The organism is Yoonia maritima (assembly GCF_002933395.1).
GTDB classification, from domain to species: Bacteria; Pseudomonadota; Alphaproteobacteria; order Rhodobacterales; family Rhodobacteraceae; genus Yoonia; species Yoonia maritima_A.
The window spans coordinates 102,067-116,065 of the sequence record NZ_CM009490.1 but is presented as its reverse complement, the minus strand read 5'-3'; the positions used below and the strand labels follow the sequence as shown (position 1 = coordinate 116,065).

The following is a 13,999-nucleotide window of genomic DNA, read 5'->3' as shown; positions in this document are numbered from 1 at the left end:
AGGTGAGGGTCATTGCGCGAACCTCCGCAGATCGTTGTAAGTATACATGTATTCTACATCTGATCGCGCTTGATGGCAGCTTTGGCAGCGGGCGGTGCTCTCTTCCATGTTGATTGATTGATCACCCCAGTAGAACTGGAATTGCCAGTCGCCCGTGCGACGGCCATCGTCATATTCTGCGCCCCAGCCCGGACCTTTTTCCATCACGAAATAGCGGTAGACCTCGCCTTCACGGTAATCGACCAGAACCACCTGTGTTCCATCGGGGATCTTCTGTCCGGCCTGCGCGGCATCAATTGCGGCCTGCGTCGTCAGCATATGCTCGGTCACATTGCCGCGATTGACCGTGGTATAGTGAATCAACGCGTCAAGGTCGGGGAACGTGACGCGCGTTTCCTCGGCTGTGGCCAATAGGGCGGTAAAGGTTCCAATTCCAAGGGCCGCGACAAAGGTTGTCCGGGTGAGTTTAGGTTTCATCGGTTCTCCGGCTGTAGGTGTGTGACATGGTGTTTTGCTGATGGATGAACGTTGTGGCTGACGTTATTGACTCTAATCGCTCCACTATTCATTGATTAGAGCTAGGAAACCGGATGGGCCTATTAGGTAAACTGATAAGTGATGAGCGAGAACTTCAACGCCTTGGCCACCTTCGCGACGGTGGCTCGTGAACGCAGCTTCACCCGTGCCGCAGCAAAACTGGGGATTTCCCAATCTGCATTGAGCCAGCAGGTCCAGAATCTGGAGGCGCGGCTTGGGGTGCGGCTGTTGACGCGCACCACGCGCAGTGTGGCTCCGACGGAAGCGGGAGAGAGGCTGCTCACGACAATCTCTCCGAAATTTGAAGAGATAGAGCACGCCATTGCTGATCTGCGCGCCATGCGTGACCGACCTGCAGGCACCATCCGTCTTACGGCCGGGGAACATCCAGCTGTTTCGATCCTCCAACCGGCTCTGGCAGAGTTCCTGCCCGGATTTCCCGAGATCAAGGTTGAACTGATTGTCGACTACGGACTCGCCGACATTGTCGCGCAGGGGTTTGACGCGGGGGTTCGGCTGGGGGAGCAGCTGGAAAAAGATATGGTTGCGATCCGGATCGGGCCCGAGATGCGGATGGCCGTCGTGGCTGCGCCCAGTTATTTTGCCCGCCGTCCGGCTCCGCATACGGCCGAAGACCTGATGGCGCATAACTGCATCAGTTCGCGCTTGCCGACCTACGGCAGCATTTTTCAGTGGGGGCTGGAAAAGAACGGGCATCAGGTGAAGGTGCGCAGCGAGGGCCAAATGGTGCTTAACACGCTTGGCTTGCGAATTTCGGCGGCGCTGGATGGCTTGGGGATCGCCTATCTGCCCGAAGATCAGGTTCTTGGCCATATCGCTGCGGGCCGTCTCGTGCGGGTTCTGGAAGATTGGTGCCCGTCTTTTCCCGGATATCATCTGTATTATCCCAGTCGCAAACATCCCTCAGCCGCCTTTTCTCTACTCTTGGATCGGCTGCGTTATCGGGAATAGGCACCCCGCACGACGTGCGGGATGCAAAGTGACGTTATTGTGCAAAATCGACCGCTTCAGCCCGTGCGACACTTGCTTTGGCGTCGTCGGGCAGTAAATATCCGGCTTCTATCAAATCCTGCCCGGATGCCTGCACAGCCGCGACATAGGCGTCTTTTGTACCGTAGCGGGTGGTCATTTCGTCGGGAGTCAGGTCCTGCGAATAGCCCGAAAGGGTGCAGAAAACTGTGGGTCCGTTGATCGCATTGCTGGTTGCGGGAACGGCGAATTCAGGCAATTGCAGTCCTCCAATCGGCAGCCCCTCCGCATCGCGCAGCACCTTTCCGTCCGCATCGCGGGCAAAGACCTGCGATGCCGGGGCTGGCGTACCCTCTTCGGCCCATGCCTCCAGCGACACCAAAGCCGCCGAAAGCGCCGCGCCGGTGTCCACCTCAGAATAGCTGGACGGCATGGCGCAATTCTGGCTGGCAAGCGTCTCCGTAAAGCTGAGCGGCCCGTTTGCGCCCGGATAGGACGCATCGCGCAGCACCATACGGTCGACATATTCCGCGCCATAGACAGAACTGTGCGCCGCCCCCGCCAGATCCCAGATCCGTACAAAATCGCTTGGCTCAGTGGGCGGGAACATGTCCGCCGTCACCTCGGAATTTACGCTTATTGCTGGCACTTGCAGATCGGTGCGCAGTTGCGGGGCAAGATCGTCAAACAAGAAGCCGTTGAACAAACCCGTCAACGGTTGGATTGTGTTGTAATAGCTTGAAAGACGGAACGCAGATTGTGATTGCCCCAAAGCTATGACGGTCTCGATGTCATAACCCGCCAGAGGTGCCCCGTTGCCCGTGCTTTTCAAAGTGACCACCGTTTGTGAAAAGATATCCCAGGCCAGCGGATCGACCGGACAATCTGGCCCCGCGACGCAAGTATCCACCACCCCGCCTTGCGGATCGACATTGTCGGCATCAACGGTGAGGCTACCGTAGCGTTCAAGGCTCCAGGTTTTCAGTCGATCCACTCCGTTCTTCTGAGCCGAAATAACGGCCACAGCATAGCCTTGTGAAAGCAAATGTTCGTGCATTTCTGCAAAGGCAAAATCGATGTCCTGCCCCGCGGTCACATTTGTCCATTCCACCACTAACGTACCGTTGAAGGCCTCTTGCGAAGGGCGGCGTAACAGCACGCGGCTGCGATAGGAATAGCCGTCGTCGATCACCTCGGCGGTGTCCATCTCACCAAGTGTGGCACCGCGATAGCGCTGTGCTGTCCCTTCGGTGAAAAACTCCAACTCGCTGTACCCAAATGCCGTAAGATCAACGGCTGCCGCTGACATCGGCGCACTGTCCGCCATATCAATCAGCGTCAAGGTCGCAGGTGAGACCGCATCGGCAAATGCCGTGCTGCCAAAAATCGAAAATGCCGCCGCAAAAGCAAGGCAAGAGGTGGCAGGGGGAGAGGTGAAACGCATGATCTGTCCTTTGTCTAGGTCGCGCAGGAGGTGCGCGCTCTGGACAAACCCTATCAATTGAAGTCAGGTGAAATAATATGCGCATTTGCGCAAGGCTTGTGAAGTGAGGATTAATAATGGCGGGCCAATTCGACGATCTTGATAGCTTTCTGGTGGTGGCCGAGGAACTGAACTTTACCCGCGCGGCAGCACGGCTGAACATCAGCGCCTCTGCCCTCAGTCAGGCGATCCGCCGCCTTGAGGCGCGCCTTGGTCTGCGCTTGTTGGTACGCTCCACGCGCTCGGTTGCGATGACACCCGCGGGAGAACGCATGTTCACCGCCGTCAGCGACGGCCTTGGCACGATCCGACGTGAGATCGACGCGCTCGGTTCGCAAAGCGAGGCTGCCGAGGGCATGCTGCGGATCACGACATCCGAGTATGCCGCGCTTGTCGTGCTGGAACCGGCGATGCGGGATTTTTTGACCGCGCATTCGGGCATTGCCGTAGAAGCGGTGATCGACAACGGGCTGGTCGATATCGTGGCGGGTAAATTCGATGCGGGGATTCGAGTGGGCGAAAGTGTCGAACAGGATATGATTTCCTTTCGCGTACGCGATGCGATGCCAGTCCGCATCGTCGGTGCGCCCGCCTATTTCGCGCGCCGCGCCCGCCCCGAACACCCCGCCGATCTGGCGCGGCACAGCTGCATCAATATGCGATTTTCCGGCAGCGGTGAACTGTTCGCATGGGAGTTCGAAGAAGGCGACCGCGACTTTCGCGTACGGGTGCCGTCGCAACTGATCGTCTCGGACGCCCAGGTCGCGCTGAATGCCACCTTGTCAGGAACCGGCCTCAGTTACATGCCGCTGGATCTGGTAAGCGCGCATCTGGCATCCGGCGATCTGGAATCTGTTCTGGACAAGTGGGTGCCGCCACTGCCTGAGCTGCACCTATATTATCCCGACCGCACGCATCAGATGCGCGCCTTCACGCTGTTCATCCAACACATGCGACACTGGGCCAAGGCACATGGCCAAGCGGATCGGCAGGCAGTCTGATCCTCGTGTCTAGAATGGCGCCAGCGGCGCTGTTCCTGCGACGCCTGCAAAATGAGGATGCGCGGTAAAGACTAGCTGAACATGATGCGCATGATCTCAAAGCGTTAGACGGATTTATGAATTCTCTACTATGGGGCGCGAACAGCGAATTTCGGTCGCAAGTTGAGGTAAACTTGTCGTTAGCTGAAATGGCGGCGCTTCGCCAACTTTCATTCTATGCTGGCTTCAGTAAACGTATGACCAAGCGGTTTACACGGGCACAAGTCTCAGACATTAGAAAGGCTTGGCAAAATGCCTAACCTCCAGATAATAGCACGAAAAAGGCGCGCACTTCTTACCTAAACATTGCCATATGAAGTGCCCATTGTGTTTTCCAACGAGATGCTTTTGGTCTCGGAGGTCCGACGAGAGAAGCTTTCGCAAGACTTGAAAACCGCACTCGGAAAAATCAGGCCTGAAGTAACCAAATATACAAAGCCACTAAACTACAAGATCCGAAAGGGTGGCAGTTCTGTGAACACTCTCAGTATTGTTCATCCGCTCCATCAGTTAAAGATGGCGAACTTTGTTTTTCTTCATGAACAGACGCTGATCAACGAGTGTAGTAAGAGCCAAAACACGCTGCGTGCCCCGCATCAAATACTCCCTGCTGTAACGAAAAGCGCGATGAAGAAGGTTGGCAAGGTAAAGAAACTCGGGATACCGCACATCGCTCCCAGTGAAGGAGTTTTAGATCTAAACTTTGCCCCTTCATATTTCAGCCTGAGAAAATACAATCTTCTGGACAGCTTCTACTCGTCAAATGAATTACTGCGGCTTGAAAGCAGATTCCCCTTTTTGTTACGGCTTGATGTTACAAAGTGTTTCTTCAATATCTATACCCATTCGGTAAGTTGGGCGATCAAAGGGAAGGAATTTTCCAAAATCCATGCCCAAAAATATTCCTTCGAACAACAATTTGATACATTGATGCAAAGGGCAAATTTCAATGAAACTAATGGGATAGTTGTAGGCCCGGAAATTTCACGGGTTTTTGCTGAGGTGATTTTTCAGAGAATTGACCTCAACATTACCAGTGCATTGAATGCAAGGTTTGACGAGGATACAGATTACGCGCTCCGACGCTACGTTGATGACTTCTTTATTTTTGCTAAAACTGAGGCGTCCCTGACGGCAATCGAAGAAACCATAAATGAACAACTTGAGGCGTATAAACTGTACGCTAACTCTGCCAAACGCCAAGTTTTGCCACGCCCATTTGTTACAGACATCACCAGTGCGAAGCAGTCGGTTGCCGCGCTTTGTGGAGATATGCTCAAGACTGCGGAAAAACCGCTCGACAGTGACCCTGACGACCAGCGGAAAACCAAGGCGGAATTTAGATTCTTCTTGGAGGAACTTCGCCTGATCGTTGGTCGTACCAGCGCTGATTTTAGTACAATAAGTAGCCGAATATACTCAGATGTATCAAAATCAGTGAAAGCGTTGGGAGTTCTGTGTTCTGGGAGTGTTGCGATTGACCAACGCGCAGATGCGTTTGCGCGATTGAAGTCGCTGGTGCGGATATTATTCTACGCTCTTTCATCGGACTATAGGGTTAGTCCCATATATCGCGCGCACCAAATACTTGAAGAGATTCAAAGTGCTAGATCGCACTTCACAGACTTAGAAAATGCCGCATTTCAAGACTATTTGGTATTTGAAATTTGCGAACTTTTGTCTTCCCGATATGAAAAGAAGTCGAATGGTGATATTGACCTAGAAACCTCAAACTTGCTGCTTTCTTCGTCAAGCTACAAACACCAACACGGGCATTTCGAACCATATGATAAGAAAGCTTTACGCTAACTTTGCTTACATAACTGACCCGCGCCTTGTCGAAGCCCTACGTGTTCAGTACGGGCACTCGTCGTTGGCGATGACCTATCAGTATACCCACAACCCTAAGCAGCTCGAATCAGCAGATGAAGTCGAGCGTGCATTGACGCTGCGAAGAATGATGGAACTGATAAATGGTGAAGCGGTCACCGGTAGAGCTGTCTCCGCACTAGCCATGGACGACGATTTCCAGCAACTGAAGGCTGATACGCAAAATAGCGGTCAACAGATTTGGATCGAGACCGCAAAGTGGATTCAGAAGCACGACCTGCGCTTTTATGAGAGTTCTCACGGTGGGTGTCTAAATGTCGCTCCATCTGAAATGCGCTGCAAGGCGCGAAACGATAAACCCGAATTCTTGGATGATCATCAACCTAATCTAAGTAAGCGTTCCGCAGGGACATGTGTCGGTTGTAAAAATTTCATCATGATGGGCTCGCACAGAGCTTTTTGGACTGAACGATACCGAGCGGGCAAACAATTCATTGAAAGCGCGCTAGCGCAAGGGGCTGACGCCGCCTCACTTCGCATCATAAAGGACAGAACAAGGCAGGCTGAGGCACTCCTTCGAGGCATCGGAGAGCCTCTCCCACCTGAAGATTCTACTCTTAACGCGGGGCCCCCTTCAAGGGGTGGTGGTCAAAGTCCGAAATTGGACATCACTGATGGGGGAGTTCGTGATTGATAGTGTAAGGCAAGATTTCTTGGAAGCAATTGAGCGAATCAAACTAGGGAAACCGATAAATGAAGCGCTCAAGCTGAAAGCAATTCAAGGCAAACTCAAGCTCAATAATTCGACAGTCGCTTTGGAGGCATCACGCGGGCTTTCGACTCTGCACACAGCCAAGTATCGCGACCTTAAGACACTCATCGCAGGTGGTCGACAAACGGCTAACAGGGCTAGGCAAGTAGAAGAACTAAGGGTCGAATGTCGTACTATGAGGAAGAATCTTGAACGATCAGAACTGCGTTTGAGCCATGTAGAAGTCAGCTTGGTGCAAGCCGAACGAGCGCTGCAGCAAGCGATCGAAACGAAAGAAAGGCTGGCGGATGACAACAAGAGATTGAGAAAGCATATTGCTGACATGGGCAAAAAAGTATGAGAGCGAGAATATACTCACAGTTTTAGTCTGTAGGTATTGAAACTGATTAGTTGGGAACGGATGCTAAAGGACTTTCATAGGCTCAAATTGGAGATGCAGGCTTGCAGGCTATGTAAGGATCTTCCGCTTGGTCCAAACCCCATTTTTCAGCTGGATGAGCGGGCAAAGATCTTGATCATTGGCCAAGCTCCCGGACGCATTACTCATCTAAAAAATCGCCCCTTTGACGATCCCTCTGGGGATCGTTTGCGAGAATGGCTTGGGATTGATAAGTCTGCTTTCTACGCGGATCCCCAGATCGGCATTTTTCCAATGGGACTTTGCTTCCCTGGTGCAGGTTCTTCAGGCGACAAACCTCCACCAGAAATTTGCGCGACAACATGGCGGAAGAAAACAATGGCAGCTCTCAAGAGTGTCGAACTGACTTTGGTCTTGGGTGCCTATGCCATCGCATGGCACTTGCCTCACCTGAATGGAAAGACCGTTGCAGAAGCAGTCAAACAGTCTTCTGAAGGCCAAGACCGGTTCTTTGTACTGCCCCACCCAAGTCCGCGAAACAACAGATGGCTTAGGCAAAACCCTTGGTTCGAAGCTGATGTCATTCCAAGAATTCAGCAAAGCGTGAGACAAAATCTAAGTGAATCTGAGAGGAAATAACTCACTTTTCGCTGAGCAGTTACTCGAAAGAAACTGTCTATAGACGGTTTTATTTTGACTTCACGGGAAAACATAGGGATATCAATTGGATAGCCATGGAATAGACAATTTACATGTTATATAACCGCGTTTTTCCCGGAACCGGTAAAAGCGGCGACCTGCCTCCGCGTACCGAATGCGCCTTAACCTGGAGAGAGCGCATACTGCCAACGCTGCAAGCTGTTGAGCTAACTCTGATCATCGGGCGTTATGCCATTGATTGGCACCTACCCACGTATTCCAGTTCCACAGTAACCGCTGCCGTAAAATCATGGGTTCGGCTGTGGCCAAAGCAACTGATCTTACCGCACCCCAGCCCCAGAAATAACCGATGGTTGAAAGCCAACCCGTGGTTCGAAGACGACATCATTCCCGCCCTACAAGAACGCACGAAACAGTTGATCTGACAAAGCGAAAAGCTAGCGGAATTTCATCGTAAACACCTGCTTGGCTAATGGGCCAAGCGCGTGAGCCGGGCCAATAAAGCAACGTCGCGTGCGGGCATCGTGTCGTTGTCGCGGCGGATTTTGCGTAAGATGGTGATTGCCGTCGTCTGGTCCCCACGCTTTGCCGCCAAACGTGCAGCGAGCCCTTGGGTTTCGGGGTCTGCTGGCGCGCACCATTGGGCAAGGCCAATCAGATCTGCAGCCGAATTGAATCGCCCATAGGATATATGCACCGCCGCGAGCCCGTTGATCAGCGCCACATCAGCATTCATCTGCACGTTAGATTGGTCCGCCACATCAGCCACAAAGGGGTCGGTTTCGTGTTTCATCCGATCACCTCGGGCGATTCAGTGCATAGCATATGCAAATGTTCGAACAGCAACGCCTGTCGATCCAAAGCGTCGCAACCGGGTAATGCATCCTGCGCGCCTGTTTCTTCGGCTTGGGCGCGCAGCCGCAACGATGTCGTCGCCACGTCATAGGCCAACTGCCGTGGTTCTGCATTGGCAATGCGGGCAATCAACGCGGGGTCAGCCAAAGCCGGATCAATCATCGTTGTCCAGCCCGGGGTATCCTGTTCATACAAACCTGCGCGAACGGGTGACTGTGGGATGCGCTCCGACTTGGGGTCTTGGCCTAAATCGACCGGCTCTGACACCGGATCAACCTGATTGCGGCGTGGCGCAGGTATATGCCCTAAGCCTGTGGGTGATGTACCGATACGTGTCATATCCTACCCTTTTTCGTTCAATACGCGACGCGAATACGTTCGCCCTGACGGGTCAAGGTCAGGGCATCCGTGTCAATCGCGTCGATTGCCCAATTATCAAAGATAACATCCCCCTGCACCGACACCGTACCATCCGCAAAGACCACGCGCTTTGGCGGATGCAGTTGGATCAGCGCAATCGGAGGCAGATCGTTTAAGCCTTGGGTTACCGTCACCTGCCGCACAAGCACTGGGGCGCTAGGCTGGCTATCGTACCACTGCGTAAATTGCTGCCAATCGCGTTCAAGTCGGCTGGGTATGACACCTGATACTGTCAGCGTACCATTATCAGCGACATCTGTGTTCAGATAGGGTGTAAGCCCCAATGCGATCAGCCGACTGCGCGCATGGACCGATGTTGCGATAAATGGCGTGTCAGCCACATTGGTAACAATAGCGCGTGGGCTTTCCACGGCGCGGAATGTCAGTGTCGACTTTTGCGACGGGACCAACAGCACAGCCAACAAACCAAAGGCGGCAACGGCAGACACCAAAGCCCCAGCAATGAACCGGCCTGTTTGTGTTTCTGGCACAGCACAACCACGCATGTGCAACGTCGTTCCGCCCAGCACAATATCGACCGGCAGCCGGTATTCACCCGACCTCGTGTTTTGCGCAACGGTTTCGCCTGCGAATTGAACCTTGCCGTCGCCTGTCTGCACTGTCGCCAACGTCCCAAAGATAGAACGGCGCAAGCACAGCACCGCGTGGCCTTCGACAATCCCTTCGTCAAACAACTGACTGTCATCATGATCACCGGAACCCAGCGATATTTCGTTTTGGGCAAAGGTCGCCATTTCGCCTTGCATCAGACCGCTGGTGACGGTGATCTCGACCGAAACGGCAGGGTCGTCTTGTACAAAACCTGACAGACGCGCACGTGCGCGCCCCCAAAGCCATTGGAACTGCGATGGCAAGTCACCGATCATCGGTTATTGCCCCCTTAAAAGCTGCGACGTGTCTTGTTGAATACGCTGTGCGATTTTCCAAGCCACTTGATAGTTGGTCAGTTCCAAATAAAGCGAACGCACACGATCTTCGAGCTGCTCGCCCTGATCCGCGCCATCGACGTTATCATCGCGTTTGGCGGCACCGGGCCGTTCGACATCAGACAGCACCTGCTGCTTTGCATCGCCAACTGCGCCGGACCCCGGCCCAGACAGCGCGTCACGTTCGGCCTGCATAAAATCGTTGTGCACCGCAGGCCGTGTTGTCGCCTGCCCGACCGCACGCGATGCGATATCGGCAAAGTTGGATTGCTGCGCCGCCTCTGACCGGGCCTGCCCCATCGCCTCGTCCAGTGTCATACACGTCGTCTGTGACAGGCCTTCGTCAGGGGTGATATCGGCAACGCAGCTATTCATTGTCGCGGATGTTGTCGGTTATCAAATCGGTCAAAAGCATGGTTGCGATCAACTCGAATGCTTTTTCCTGAATTTCTTCTTCAGTTGGTTCAGTCTCGGGCGCTGCGGTTTCACCGTCTACGGGTTCCATCAATTGCTCCTTTTTCGTGGCATGAACGGCCAGTTGTCATCATGGAACATGCCCGACAGCGCCGATTGCGGGCATGACGTGCGCTACGCATCGCGGCCTGTGGCACGTAGAAAACTACGTAGCCGCCGCGCAAGACGACGTGGCCTGCGCACGGTCATTCTAAGCGCAACAGCCGCAACAAAGGACGCGCCAATGCCCCAAACCAAACAGGCTATATTAAGATGCGCCGCGGTCGCCTTGGCTTGCAGTGCACCGATGACGGTATGGGCAGATACGCAGTCCGCCACTGCGGCCATCACAGATCAAACAAACACGGATGCCGCGCTGACCCAAACCGATGACTATTTGGTTCTGCGCCAACCTGTTGCCGCGTTCCTTGAACTTATGGCGCAAAATCGCGGGCTTCGGCTTGATGTATCGGATCGGGTCAGGGGAACGATCAGCGACACACGCTTGACCGGCACCGTCAGCGAAATCTTGGATGATGTTGCAGATTCACAGCGGCTAGACTGGTTTGCCTTCAACGGGGTTGTTCATGTTTCGGCCCGCGAAGAAGCCATGACACGGCTGATCCGTCTTGGCGACCTAAGCCCTGACGACGCCATCGACGTGCTTGATGAAGCGGGTCTAAAGCTTGAACGCTATCCGATCCGGGCCACAGCCGAGGAATCGACCGTCGCCATTTCCGGCCCGCCACGGATGTTGGCACTGGTCGAGGCGGTGATTGAATCTGTGCCTGCAAAGGTCGCGTTTTCCGCCCCTGCGCGACCGGGTCGCAACGTGATTGTGCGCCGCGGCATCACCGCTGAACAAAGCAACACCCCCATTTCAGATTGAAAAGTGGCACGTAGCATTTTGCGTATCAATCACAGTCCGCATCGCACCGCGCATGTCACAAAATGAAGCAAGGAAGGAGATTTGGAATGAGTTTTAGCATCGACAAAAGTCAGCGCGGTTGCGCATCCCGTTTCACACGCCACGGGAACGACGATGCCTTCAAACGCATTCTACGAGATCCCGAACTTTCAACATCAAATGGCGCATGCCGCACCAAGGTTGAAAGGAAATCCGGGAAAGATCGGTGTCCCAAAGGGGCGCCGGATGTGGGGGCCAAACAGCCCGATAAGCAAAGTCAAAACAAGGAGCCAAACATGGCAGATACAGTAAGCTCGTCAGCGGGCGAAGGTGACCTCGAAGCATCTGATGCGAACCAAGCCGCTCTCGAAGGTCGTTTCCAAGCGCTTTACATCAAAATGATGGAAAAGCAGGTCGAATTTAAAGAAGCCGTTGAGCCCTTTAAGACTGACAACCAGAACGCTGGTAAAGGCTAAATTGGCCCTATCGTTTCGAATTGGGGCGGTCCAACGACCGCCCCAATTCATTTTTAGCGCAAGACGTTTCAGCGCAAACCGAGATAGAGGGAAACACCCGCATGTCACTTCGTAAGGATCTATTGCTCGTTGGCCTTCTGGTGGCCATTTTGATGCTCATGATCATCCCGCTTGACCAGATGGTGATTGATCTCCTTCTTTCGGTGAATATCACGCTGGCGGTTGTTCTGCTGACGGTCGCAATTTACCTGAAACAACCCTCTGATTTTTCTACTTTTCCCTCTGTCATCTTGATTGGCACCGCGTTTCGGCTGGCGCTATCGATCGGCACCACCCGCCTGATCCTTAGCGAGGCAGACGGCGGCGCGATCATCGAAACCTTTGGTAATTTCGTCGTCCAAGGCAGCGTCGCTATCGGGCTTGTTATCTTTTTGATCATCACGGTCGTGCAATTTCTTGTTGTGACCAAAGGTGCCGAACGGGTCGCTGAAGTTGGCGCGCGCTTTGCGCTTGATGCCCTGCCCGGCAAGCAAATGAGCATTGACGCTGACATCCGCGCTGGCACGCTTGACCCCGAAGTTGGCGAACAAATGCGCAAGCGGCTGTATCGGGACAGCCAATTTTTTGGGTCAATGGATGGGGCAATGAAATTCGTCAAAGGTGATGCGATTGCCGGGCTGATCATTATCGCAATCAACCTGATTGGCGGCATTGCTGTTGGCGTGACAACCCATGACCTAAGCCTATCCGAGGCAGGAGCCGTGTTTTCACTGCTGACTATCGGTGACGGCTTGGTCGCCCAAGTTCCCGCGCTTTTGATGTCCCTTTGTGCCGGTATTATCGTGACGCGCGCCACCAACGCCGACAACCAAGACCTTGGGTCTGACATCGGAAAAGAGCTGATCACAGAACCCCGCGTTCCTGCCGTCGCAGCGGTGGTCGTTTTGGGCATCGGCTTGGTGCCCGGCTTTCCCATCGTTATGTTTGGTAGCGCGGCAGCCGTTCTTTTGGTGTTGTCGGTTTTGACCGCGACAAAACTGAAACGCGATAATGCAGCCCCTGTCGATGATATAGACGCGACAGAGGCGCCATCGTCAGCAGACGACCTGCTGGTGCCTAACCCAACGCTTGAAATCAGCAATCGGTTGGTTTTACGACTGGGTTCCAACCTTGCCGACCGCGTGAATATCACTGCTATGTGTGACCGGGCCGAACGCCAGTTTCTGACGCTAAACCAACGTAGCGGGGTCAATTTTCAACGCCCCGATATTATTGTTTCGCCCGATCTTGATCCTGACAGCTTTGCGCTTGAACTGGATGAGGTCCCCGTTTTGCGTGACAATATTCCCGCCTACACACGCTTGTTCCGGCTATCCGTCGACAAGGCCGCGACCCTTGCACAATGTGACAGCCACAAACTGCGCCCTATCGATTGGCATGCATTCAACGGTGTTGCCGTATCAGAAATCGAAGCCGGCAATACGCTGGCCAACGCAACAACCGACGATCCCGCCATCGGAGAAATCGCATTAGGCACCGCCTTGGGGGATCAACTGTTCGGAATGCATCAACGCTATGTTGGTAATCTGTTTTCGCGGCCGCAATTTGATGACCTGATCGACCGTTGCCGCGCCGTCGATCAAAGCGCAATCGAAAGCGCGGTCACGAAAACAGGTTCTGCAGCGCTATTTGCCGCCTTTCGCCATTTGGTCGAAGAAGGCGTGCCGCTTAGGCCGCTCAATTTATTGCTGTCAGGATTGCAAGCGTGGGTCGACGAAAAAGGCGTCGTTGAACCCGAAGCATTGGCAGACGGAATACGGTTATCCATGCGCCGTCAAATGTGTCATGCGGCTGTTGGCGACGATGATATTTTGGGGCTGGTCATGGTCGGTCCAGAGCTAGAACGAGCCCTGCGCAAGCGTATTTCAGGCCGTCGCGCCGATACCGCGATTCAGGAAAATGACCTGAATTTACCCGAAGGAACGTTGGAATCAGTTCTTGCCGATCTTCACAATTTGATTCGAGACAGCGGATCACGCAGCAAGCACGTTGCGGTTGTAATATCTTCGGATTTGCGGCGTCGCTTTCGGCGGATTCTCGCCGCAAATAACATCGATCTTATGGTCTTTGCGCCGCATGAAATCGCCCAGGACGTACGTAGTTTTCCGCTTTCAGTTCTCGGAGCCCCCCAATAATGTCATTTCTGTGGCGAAACGTATCAGACAATAATTCATTTGTATTAGACATTCAGAACATGAATTTTGGCTCTCA

General features: G+C 53.7%; 17 protein-coding genes. 10 read left to right on the top strand and 7 right to left on the bottom strand.

Translation table 11 applies throughout. From position 1 onward, the window contains the following. Positions 1 to 9: 9 nt before the first annotated feature. Entirely contained in the window at positions 10 to 477 is a 468-nt protein-coding gene (locus CYQ09_RS00565; RefSeq protein WP_106743467.1) for a cytochrome P460 family protein, read from the bottom strand. A 141-nt stretch (positions 478 to 618) separates the two neighbouring features. On the opposite strand from CYQ09_RS00565, the gene CYQ09_RS00560 reads away from it, so the two are divergent. Continuing rightward, positions 619 to 1,509, top strand: coding sequence for a LysR family transcriptional regulator (locus CYQ09_RS00560; RefSeq protein ID WP_204353885.1), 891 nt, complete (start codon positions 619 to 621; stop codon positions 1,507 to 1,509). A gap of 34 nt (positions 1,510 to 1,543) precedes the next feature. Here CYQ09_RS00560 and CYQ09_RS00555 read toward each other — a convergent pair whose 3' ends face one another. Continuing rightward, the gene (locus CYQ09_RS00555; RefSeq protein ID WP_162617507.1) at positions 1,544 to 2,971 is read right to left on the bottom strand and encodes an alpha/beta hydrolase domain-containing protein; all 1,428 of its coding nucleotides are present in this window, start codon (positions 2,969 to 2,971) and stop codon (positions 1,544 to 1,546) included. Positions 2,972 to 3,087: 116 nt separating this feature from the next. Here CYQ09_RS00555 and CYQ09_RS00550 point away from each other — a divergent pair, with 116 nt between their 5' ends. The 6 genes from CYQ09_RS00550 to CYQ09_RS00525 all read left to right on the top strand — a co-directional run bounded on the left by CYQ09_RS00550 (position 3,088) and on the right by CYQ09_RS00525 (position 8,095). Beyond that, positions 3,088 to 4,011, top strand: coding sequence for a LysR family transcriptional regulator (locus CYQ09_RS00550; RefSeq protein WP_106743464.1), 924 nt, complete (start codon positions 3,088 to 3,090; stop codon positions 4,009 to 4,011). Positions 4,012 to 4,356: 345 nt separating this feature from the next. Continuing rightward, the gene (gene drt3b / locus CYQ09_RS00545) at positions 4,357 to 5,859 is read left to right on the top strand and encodes an antiviral reverse transcriptase Drt3b (RefSeq protein ID WP_343229845.1); all 1,503 of its coding nucleotides are present in this window, start codon (positions 4,357 to 4,359) and stop codon (positions 5,857 to 5,859) included. A 64-nt stretch (positions 5,860 to 5,923) separates the two neighbouring features. Further along, the gene (locus CYQ09_RS00540; RefSeq protein WP_162617505.1) at positions 5,924 to 6,574 is read left to right on the top strand and encodes a hypothetical protein; all 651 of its coding nucleotides are present in this window, start codon (positions 5,924 to 5,926) and stop codon (positions 6,572 to 6,574) included. Continuing rightward, on the top strand, positions 6,567 to 6,992 hold the full coding sequence (locus tag CYQ09_RS00535) for a hypothetical protein (RefSeq protein ID WP_162617504.1): 426 nt from the start codon (positions 6,567 to 6,569) through the stop codon (positions 6,990 to 6,992). The genes CYQ09_RS00540 and CYQ09_RS00535 overlap by 8 nt, the downstream gene beginning before the upstream one ends. Positions 6,993 to 7,028: 36 nt before the next feature. Next, complete coding sequence (locus CYQ09_RS00530; RefSeq protein ID WP_430383314.1) at positions 7,029 to 7,649, top strand: uracil-DNA glycosylase family protein; 621 nt, start codon at positions 7,029 to 7,031, stop codon at positions 7,647 to 7,649. Positions 7,650 to 7,762: 113 nt separating this feature from the next. Next, complete coding sequence (locus CYQ09_RS00525) at positions 7,763 to 8,095, top strand: uracil-DNA glycosylase family protein (RefSeq protein WP_106743459.1); 333 nt, start codon at positions 7,763 to 7,765, stop codon at positions 8,093 to 8,095. A 44-nt stretch (positions 8,096 to 8,139) separates the two neighbouring features. On the opposite strand, the gene CYQ09_RS00520 is transcribed toward CYQ09_RS00525, so the two are convergent. Genes CYQ09_RS00520 through CYQ09_RS18205 form a run of 5 tightly spaced genes read right to left on the bottom strand, consistent with a single transcriptional unit; the run spans position 8,140 to position 10,397 of the window. Further along, positions 8,140 to 8,463: a hypothetical protein gene (locus tag CYQ09_RS00520; RefSeq protein WP_106743458.1), complete on the bottom strand. Its 324-nt coding sequence runs from the start codon at positions 8,461 to 8,463 to the stop codon at positions 8,140 to 8,142. Continuing rightward, positions 8,460 to 8,864: a hypothetical protein gene (locus tag CYQ09_RS00515; protein ID WP_106743457.1), complete on the bottom strand. Its 405-nt coding sequence runs from the start codon at positions 8,862 to 8,864 to the stop codon at positions 8,460 to 8,462. Before CYQ09_RS00515 ends, CYQ09_RS00520 begins: the two co-directional genes overlap by 4 nt. A 17-nt stretch (positions 8,865 to 8,881) precedes the next feature. After that, positions 8,882 to 9,832 (bottom strand): hypothetical protein, encoded by a 951-nt coding sequence (locus CYQ09_RS00510; protein ID WP_106743456.1) that lies wholly within the window; start codon positions 9,830 to 9,832, stop codon positions 8,882 to 8,884. 3 nt (positions 9,833 to 9,835) lie between these two features. After that, positions 9,836 to 10,267, bottom strand: a complete 432-nt coding sequence (locus CYQ09_RS00505) for a hypothetical protein (protein ID WP_106743455.1) — start codon at positions 10,265 to 10,267, stop codon at positions 9,836 to 9,838. Beyond that, entirely contained in the window at positions 10,260 to 10,397 is a 138-nt protein-coding gene (locus tag CYQ09_RS18205; protein ID WP_162617503.1) for a hypothetical protein, read from the bottom strand. The genes CYQ09_RS00505 and CYQ09_RS18205 overlap by 8 nt, the downstream gene beginning before the upstream one ends. Before the next feature lie 3 nt (positions 10,398 to 10,400). On the opposite strand from CYQ09_RS18205, the gene CYQ09_RS00500 reads away from it, so the two are divergent. The 3 genes from CYQ09_RS00500 to CYQ09_RS00490 all read left to right on the top strand — a co-directional run bounded on the left by CYQ09_RS00500 (position 10,401) and on the right by CYQ09_RS00490 (position 13,923). After that, complete coding sequence (locus CYQ09_RS00500) at positions 10,401 to 11,234, top strand: hypothetical protein (RefSeq protein WP_162617502.1); 834 nt, start codon at positions 10,401 to 10,403, stop codon at positions 11,232 to 11,234. A gap of 314 nt (positions 11,235 to 11,548) precedes the next feature. Continuing rightward, positions 11,549 to 11,728: a hypothetical protein gene (locus CYQ09_RS18200; protein WP_162617501.1), complete on the top strand. Its 180-nt coding sequence runs from the start codon at positions 11,549 to 11,551 to the stop codon at positions 11,726 to 11,728. A gap of 101 nt (positions 11,729 to 11,829) precedes the next feature. Next, a complete protein-coding gene (locus CYQ09_RS00490; protein WP_106743557.1) occupies positions 11,830 to 13,923 on the top strand; it encodes an FHIPEP family type III secretion protein in 2,094 nt (697 codons plus the stop codon). Positions 13,924 to 13,999: the final 76 nt, after the last annotated feature.

Excerpts from the sequence above, each read along its gene's own strand:
- CYQ09_RS00565 (WP_106743467.1), bottom strand. The coding sequence starts at position 477 with ATGAAACCTAAACTCACCCGGACAACCTTTGTCGCGGCCCTTGGAATT.
- CYQ09_RS00560 (WP_204353885.1), top strand. The coding sequence starts at position 619 with ATGAGCGAGAACTTCAACGCCTTGGCCACCTTCGCGACGGTGGCTCGT.
- CYQ09_RS00555 (WP_162617507.1), bottom strand. The coding sequence starts at position 2,971 with ATGCGTTTCACCTCTCCCCCTGCCACCTCTTGCCTTGCTTTTGCGGCG.
- CYQ09_RS00550 (WP_106743464.1), top strand. The coding sequence starts at position 3,088 with ATGGCGGGCCAATTCGACGATCTTGATAGCTTTCTGGTGGTGGCCGAG.
- CYQ09_RS00525 (WP_106743459.1), top strand. The coding sequence starts at position 7,763 with ATGTTATATAACCGCGTTTTTCCCGGAACCGGTAAAAGCGGCGACCTG.
- CYQ09_RS00520 (WP_106743458.1), bottom strand. The coding sequence starts at position 8,463 with ATGAAACACGAAACCGACCCCTTTGTGGCTGATGTGGCGGACCAATCT.
- CYQ09_RS00515 (WP_106743457.1), bottom strand. The coding sequence starts at position 8,864 with ATGACACGTATCGGTACATCACCCACAGGCTTAGGGCATATACCTGCG.
- CYQ09_RS00510 (WP_106743456.1), bottom strand. The coding sequence starts at position 9,832 with ATGATCGGTGACTTGCCATCGCAGTTCCAATGGCTTTGGGGGCGCGCA.
- CYQ09_RS00505 (WP_106743455.1), bottom strand. The coding sequence starts at position 10,267 with ATGAATAGCTGCGTTGCCGATATCACCCCTGACGAAGGCCTGTCACAG.
- CYQ09_RS18205 (WP_162617503.1), bottom strand. The coding sequence starts at position 10,397 with ATGGAACCCGTAGACGGTGAAACCGCAGCGCCCGAGACTGAACCAACT.
- CYQ09_RS18200 (WP_162617501.1), top strand. The coding sequence starts at position 11,549 with ATGGCAGATACAGTAAGCTCGTCAGCGGGCGAAGGTGACCTCGAAGCA.
- CYQ09_RS00490 (WP_106743557.1), top strand. The coding sequence starts at position 11,830 with ATGTCACTTCGTAAGGATCTATTGCTCGTTGGCCTTCTGGTGGCCATT.